Origin of the sequence: Aeromonas bestiarum, assembly GCF_000819745.1 — a bacterium.
In the GTDB taxonomy this organism is placed as follows: Bacteria; Pseudomonadota; Gammaproteobacteria; order Enterobacterales; family Aeromonadaceae; genus Aeromonas; species Aeromonas bestiarum.
The window spans coordinates 1-6,183 of sequence record NZ_CDDA01000040.1; the positions used below are offsets into that span (position 1 = coordinate 1).

Genomic DNA, 6,183 nt, shown 5'->3' on the forward strand with positions numbered 1-6,183 from the left:
ATAACTGGGACAGAGCCTTTATTAACCTTGTGTGCCATCAGCTGGCCAGCTCGGGCCTGTCGCGATACTGGCTCAGCACCTCGGGATCGGCGAGGGCATGAGTGTTGTTGACGGGTCTGTTGTGCACCACTTCCCGCACCGCCAGCTCCACTATCTTGCCGGATTTGGTGCGGGGAATGGCATCCACCTGCAGGATGCGGGCGGGCACGTGACGGGCGGTGCAGTGTTGCCTTACTTGCTGGCGAATGCGCTCGCGCAGCGGCTCGTCCAGCTTGATACCGGGCTTGAGCTTGACGAACAGCACCACCCGCTCGTCCTGCTGCCACTGCTGGCCTATGACTATGCTCTCTTCCACCTCGTCGAGCTGCTCCACGTAGCGATAGATCTCGCTGGTGCCGATGCGCACGCCCCCCGGATTGAGGGTGGCATCGGAGCGGCCATAGAAGAGGATGCCGCCGGTGTCGGTCAGCTCGATCCAGTCGCCGTGGCACCAGATGTTGTCGAACCGCTCGAAATAGGCTGCGTGGTATTTGTCGCCGCTCTCATCGCCCCAGAAGCCGATGGGCTGGGCCGGGAAAGGCTTGGTGCAGACCAGTTCCCCCTTCTCGCCCTGTACCGGCTGGCCCGCCTCGTTGAACACCTGCACCGCGAGGCCGAGGCCGCGTCCCTGGCTCTCGCCGCGATAGACGGGGCTGATGGGATTGCCGATGACGAAGCAGGAGCAGATGTCGGTGCCACCCGAGATGGAGCTGAGCTGTACATCTTTTTTGATCTGCTGGTAGACGTAGTCGAACCCCTCCGGCGACAGCACGGATCCCGTGCTGCAGATGAGCCGCAGCTGCGGCAGCTCATGGGTCTTGATGGGGGCATAGCCCTGCTTGTGCAGGGCATCCAGATACTTGGCCGAGGTGCCGAACAGGGCGACCTGCTCGTCGCGTGCCATATCCCACAGCACATTGCCGTCCGGATAGAAGGGGGAGCCATCATAGAGCACCAGAGTCGCGCCGGAGGCGAGCGCGCTCACCAGCCAGTTCCACATCATCCAGCCGCAGGTGGTGAAGTAGAACACCCGCTCCCCCGGTTTGATGTCGCAGTGCAGTTGATGCTCCTTGAGATGTTGCAGCAGGGTGCCGCCTATGCCGTGCACTATGCACTTGGGCTTGCCAGTGGTGCCGGACGAATAGAGGATGTAGAGCGGATCGTTGAAGCCCATGGGCTCGAAGCAAAGGATGGCATCCGGCTGGCTTGCCAGCACGTGCTGCCAGTCGTGACCAAGCCGCAGGGGATTGCCGAGCAGCGGGATCAGCACAGTCTGCTCTATGCTGTCGATCTGGCCGACCACGCCCGCCACTTTGTCCTGAATGTCGATGGCCTTGCCGTTGTAGCGGTAGCCGTCTACCGCAAACAGCACCCGCGGCCGGGTCTGGCCGAAGCGCTCCACCACGCTGGCCTCGCCAAAGTCGGGGCTGGTGGAGGTCCAGATTGCGCCCAGGCTGGTGGTTGCCAGCATGGCCACCACGGTTTCCGGGATATTGGGCAGGTAGGCGGCGACCACGTCGCCACTGCCTATGCCCTGGCTGCGCAGCCACTGGGCCAGCCTGGCCACCTGATCCGCCAGTTCACGCCAGCTCAGGGTGTGGCTTGGGCTGCCTTCGATGCGGGAGATAATGGCCGGGCTCTCATCCTGACGGCGCAGCAGGTTTTCGGCAAAGTTGAGCCGGCTGTCGGGGAACCAGCGGGTGCGCTGCATATCCTGGCGGTTTTCTGCCACTATGTCCCCCAGCTCGCCCTTGACGCCGCAGTGTTGCCACACCAGCGGCCAGAAGCGGGTGGTCTTTTCCACCGACCACTGGTAGAGCTGGACATAGTTGTGCAGCTGCAGGCCATGGAAGCGGTTGACCTCGGCCATAAACTGCTGGAGGTTGGATTGTTGAATCCGTTCCTGATCCGGTTGCCACAGGCAAAGGTTGTGCATGAGTAGTCCCTGACTGCATGTATCTACCGGCAGTGTATTGAATTGTTTTTTATTTGTTAATGGTTGGTTTTTGTTTCATAACAAAAGCCTTGTAACGTATGCGTTACCTCACGAAGCGATAGCTTGACGGTTCGAGCCTTGATTCGCTTGATGTTATGCTGAAATCACATTTCTCCCGGAGCAGGACGCCATGAGCAGCTACAGCCAACTTTTTGCCCAGCACCTAGATACCTTGCAGCAGCGCACCCGCGACATACTGCAACAGCAGGGGCTCAGCGGCCTGGCCATCCACTCCGGCCAGACCCACCGCATCTTCCTAGACGACCAGGATTACCCCTTCAAGGTGAATCCGCACTTCAAGGCCTGGCTGCCGGTGCTGGACAACCCCCACTGCTGGTTGCTGGTGGATGGTGTGAACAAGCCGGTGTTGCTGTTCTACCGGCCGGTGGATTTCTGGCACAAGGTGGCGGACCTGCCCAATGCCTTCTGGGTCGACTTCTTCGATATCCGCTTCCTGACGAGGCCGGAGCAGGTTGCCGATCACCTGCCCGCCGGCAAGCAGGAGTGGGCCTATCTGGGCGGCCATCTCGAGGTCGCCGAGTTGCTGGGGCTGGGTCAGCCCAACCCGGAGGCCGTGCTCAACTATCTGCACTATCATCGCGCCTACAAGACGCCCTATGAGCTGGAGTGCCTGCGCGAAGCAAATCGCATCGGCGTGCGCGGCCATGTCGCTGCCAAGGACTCCTTCATGGCGGGGGCGAGCGAGTTCGAGATCAATCTGGCCTACATGAAGGCGGTCGGGCAGGGGGCCAATGAGGCGCCGTACGGCAATATCGTCGCCATCAACCGCAATGCGGCCATCCTCCACTACACCCATCTCTCCGCCCTGCGGGTGCCGGATGCGGAGCGCCACTCCTTCCTCATCGATGCCGGGGTGGATTTTCACGGTTATGCCTCCGACATCACCCGTACCTGGGCCTGGCGTCGTGGTGAGTTTGCCGATCTGATCGCGGCGCTGGATGCGCAGCAGCAGGAGATCATCGAGGAGATCAAACCGGGTCGCCGTTACAACGAGCTGCATCTGCAGATGCATCACAGGCTGGCGCGCTTGCTGCAAGCGGTCGAACTGGTGGACATGTCGGTGGACGAGATGATCCACACAGGGGTGACCAACGTCTTCTTCCCCCATGGTCTGGGTCATTTCCTGGGCCTGCAGGTGCACGATGCGGGCGGCTTCATGCAGGACGAGCGCGGCACTCACCTGGCGGCTCCCGAACAGTTCCCCTATTTGCGCTGTACCCGGGTGATGGAGGTGGGTCAGGTGTTCACCATAGAGCCGGGCCTCTACTTCATCGACAGCCTGCTGGAGCCGCTGCGTCAGGGCGAGCAGGGCAAGCGGGTCAACTGGAACAAGGTGGAGGCGCTGCGTCCGTTTGGCGGCATCCGCATCGAGGACAACATAGTGTTGCACGCCAACGGGGTGGAGAACCTGACCAGACAAGCGGGACTCTGATGACGGCAGACTATGCCATTCCGGCCGCGCCGATGGAGTTGACCGAGGAGATCAAGAAGAGTCGCTTTATCACCCTGATCGCGCACACCCCAACGGTCGAGGCCGCCAAGACGTGGGTCAACGAGATAAGGCAGCAACACCCCGGGGCCCGGCATCACTGCTGGGCCTTTGTCGCCGGTGCACCGCAGGACAGCCAGATTTACGGTTTCAGCGACGATGGTGAGCCCTCGGGGACGGCCGGCAAGCCCATGCTGGCCCAGCTGATGGGCTCAGGACTCGGTGAGGTGGCCGCCGTGGTGGTGCGTTACTACGGCGGCGTGTTGCTGGGCACCGGCGGTCTGGTCAAGGCCTATGGGGGTGGCGTGGGCGCTGCTCGGCAGCCATCACGGCCAGTTGCTGGAGGCCGACTATGGCTTCCGCGTCACCCTGCGGGTTGCGTGGGGATCCGCTGTCTGGGCCCAGGTTGACCGAGAATTGACCGACCGGACCCATGGACGGGTATCCCTTCGCCCCTTAGATGGCTAGAATCCATCGCTCTTTTAGCCTGAAGAGGGAGCCGGAATGCAGATTCTGAGCATCATTCGTATCGTTGGCCTGCTGGTCGCGCTATTCAGTTCGACCATGCTGCTGCCCGCGATGGTTGCTTTTGGGTACCGTGACGGTGGCGGTGCCGAGTTTGTCAATGCCTTCTTCATCGCCCTGTTGCTCGGTGCTCTGCTCTGGTTCCCCAACCGCCATCATAAGAAAGACCTCAGATCCAAGGAGGGTTTTCTTATCGTGGTGCTGTTCTGGGTGGTGCTGGGCAGCGTGGGGGCCTTGCCGTTCCTGCTGGGAGAGGTGCCCGGCATGACGGTTTCCGAGGCCTTCTTCGAATCCTTCTCCGGCCTGACGACCACGGGGGCGACCGTGCTGACCGGGTTGGACAATCTGCCCAAGGCTTTCCTCTTTTATCGCCAGTTGCTGCAGTGGCTCGGGGGCATGGGGATCATAGTGCTGGCGGTGGCCATACTGCCGCTGCTCGGTATCGGGGGCATGCAGCTCTACCGCGCCGAGATCCCCGGGCCGGTCAAGGACAACAAGGTGACGCCGCGCATCGCCGAGACGGCCAAGGCACTCTGGTTCATCTACCTGTTGCTGACCATGCTCTGCGCTCTGGCGTACTGGCTGGCCGGCATGACGCTGTTCGACGCCATCTGCCACTCCTTCTCCACCCTGTCGGTGGGGGGCTTCTCGACTCACGATGCCAGTATCGGCTTCTTCAACAGCCCGGCCATCAACCTGATCACAGTGCTGTTCCTGCTGTTGGCCAGCGTCAACTTCGCTCTGCACTTCATGGTGTTTGCCCACAAGCCGGTCCGCTTGAGCAGCTATCTGCGCGATCCCGAATTGAAGGTGTTTCTGGCAATCCAGGCGACCCTGGTGCTGATTTGCTTCATCGCCTTGCTGACCCACGGCCACTACGCCACCTGGCAGGAGGCGCTCAACCACGGTCTGTTCCAGGCGGTGTCCCTCGGTACGACTACCGGGTATAGCACGACCAGCTATGCCGACTGGCCCTCTTTCCTGCCCATGCTGCTCATGTTTTCCGCCTTTATTGGCTGTTGTGCCGGCAGCACCGGGGGCGGCATCAAGGTGATGCGCTTCATGATCCTGTTCCTGCAGGGGATGCGCGAGCTCAAGCGACTGGTACACCCACGCGCCATCTATACCCTCAAGCTGGGGCGCCGCGCGGTGCCCGAGCGGATCGTCGAGGCGGTGTGGGGCTACTTTGCCACCTACATCATCCTGTTCTTCATCTTTATGCTGCTGTTGCTGATGACAGGGTTGAACGAGGTGACCGCATTCACGGCCGTGGCAGCCGCCTTCACCAACGTGGGGCCCGGGCTGGGCGAGGTCTCCAGCAACTTTGGCAATATATCGGCGACGGCCCAGTGGATCCTGATAGTCGCCATGCTGTTTGGTCGATTGGAAATTTTCACGCTTCTGGTACTGTTTACCCCCGCATTCTGGCGTAGTTGAGGTAGGTATGGACAAGATTTTGGTGCTTTATTCCTCTCGGGATGGGCAAACACGGAAAATCGTGGATGTCATGCTGGAGGAAATGCCAGGCTGCGAGGTGGTGATGCATGACCTGCACACACTGCCCATGTGCAACCTCAGCAAGTTCAAGAAGGTATTGATCGGTGCCTCCATTCGTTACGGCAACTTCCATCCCAGCCTGCTCAGCTTTATCCATGCGCATCATGAACAGCTGGAGGTGGCCAATGCCGCCTTCTTCTGTGTCAACCTGACGGCGCGCAAGCCGGAGAAGCAGACACCGCAGACCAATGCCTATATGAAGAAGTTTCTGCGTCTCTCGCCGTGGAAGCCGAAGACGCTGGGGGTATTTGCCGGCGCACTGCGATATTCCCGCTACAACTGGTGGCAGACTCGCATCATTCAGCTGATCATGAAGATCACGGGTGGCAGTACGGATACCAGCAAGGACCTGGAGTTTACCGATTGGGAAAAGGTGCGCAGTTTTGCCCGCGAATTCTGGTCAAAAAGATAGCAACTCCGCGTCATTGCTGGCTTGAGCCTCGCGGATGCGGGGCTTTTTGTTTGATAAATAGGCATTCGAACCGCTAAACGGCAAAAAGTGCCATTTTTTGCAGATTTCCTCTTGTCATCGCGACGCGGTTCCCTATAATGCGCC

General features: G+C 60.4%; 4 protein-coding genes and 1 pseudogene. 4 read left to right on the top strand and 1 reads right to left on the bottom strand.

Annotated features, from left to right (window positions below; all coding sequences use genetic code 11):
* Positions 1-37: 37 nt before the first annotated feature.
* Positions 38-1,975 carry an acetoacetate--CoA ligase gene (locus BN1118_RS20210; RefSeq protein WP_043557706.1) on the bottom strand — a complete coding sequence of 646 codons (1,938 nt, stop codon included), beginning with the start codon at positions 1,973-1,975 and terminating at the stop codon, positions 38-40.
* Between the two features lie 190 nt (positions 1,976-2,165).
* Between BN1118_RS20210 and pepQ the strand changes: the two genes are divergently transcribed.
* From pepQ to hemG, 4 genes and pseudogenes are all read left to right on the top strand, one after another.
* Positions 2,166-3,488: a Xaa-Pro dipeptidase gene (pepQ, locus tag BN1118_RS20215; protein ID WP_043135862.1), complete on the top strand. Its 1,323-nt coding sequence runs from the start codon at positions 2,166-2,168 to the stop codon at positions 3,486-3,488.
* Positions 3,488-4,013: pseudogene (locus BN1118_RS20220) on the top strand (YigZ family protein). Before pepQ ends, BN1118_RS20220 begins: the two are co-directional and overlap by 1 nt.
* 36 nt (positions 4,014-4,049) lie before the next feature.
* Entirely contained in the window at positions 4,050-5,507 is a 1,458-nt protein-coding gene (locus tag BN1118_RS20225; protein ID WP_043557707.1) for a TrkH family potassium uptake protein, read from the top strand.
* A gap of 7 nt (positions 5,508-5,514) precedes the next feature.
* Positions 5,515-6,039: a menaquinone-dependent protoporphyrinogen IX dehydrogenase gene (hemG, locus tag BN1118_RS20230; RefSeq protein WP_043557708.1), complete on the top strand. Its 525-nt coding sequence runs from the start codon at positions 5,515-5,517 to the stop codon at positions 6,037-6,039.
* The last annotated feature ends 144 nt before the right edge of the window (positions 6,040-6,183 follow it).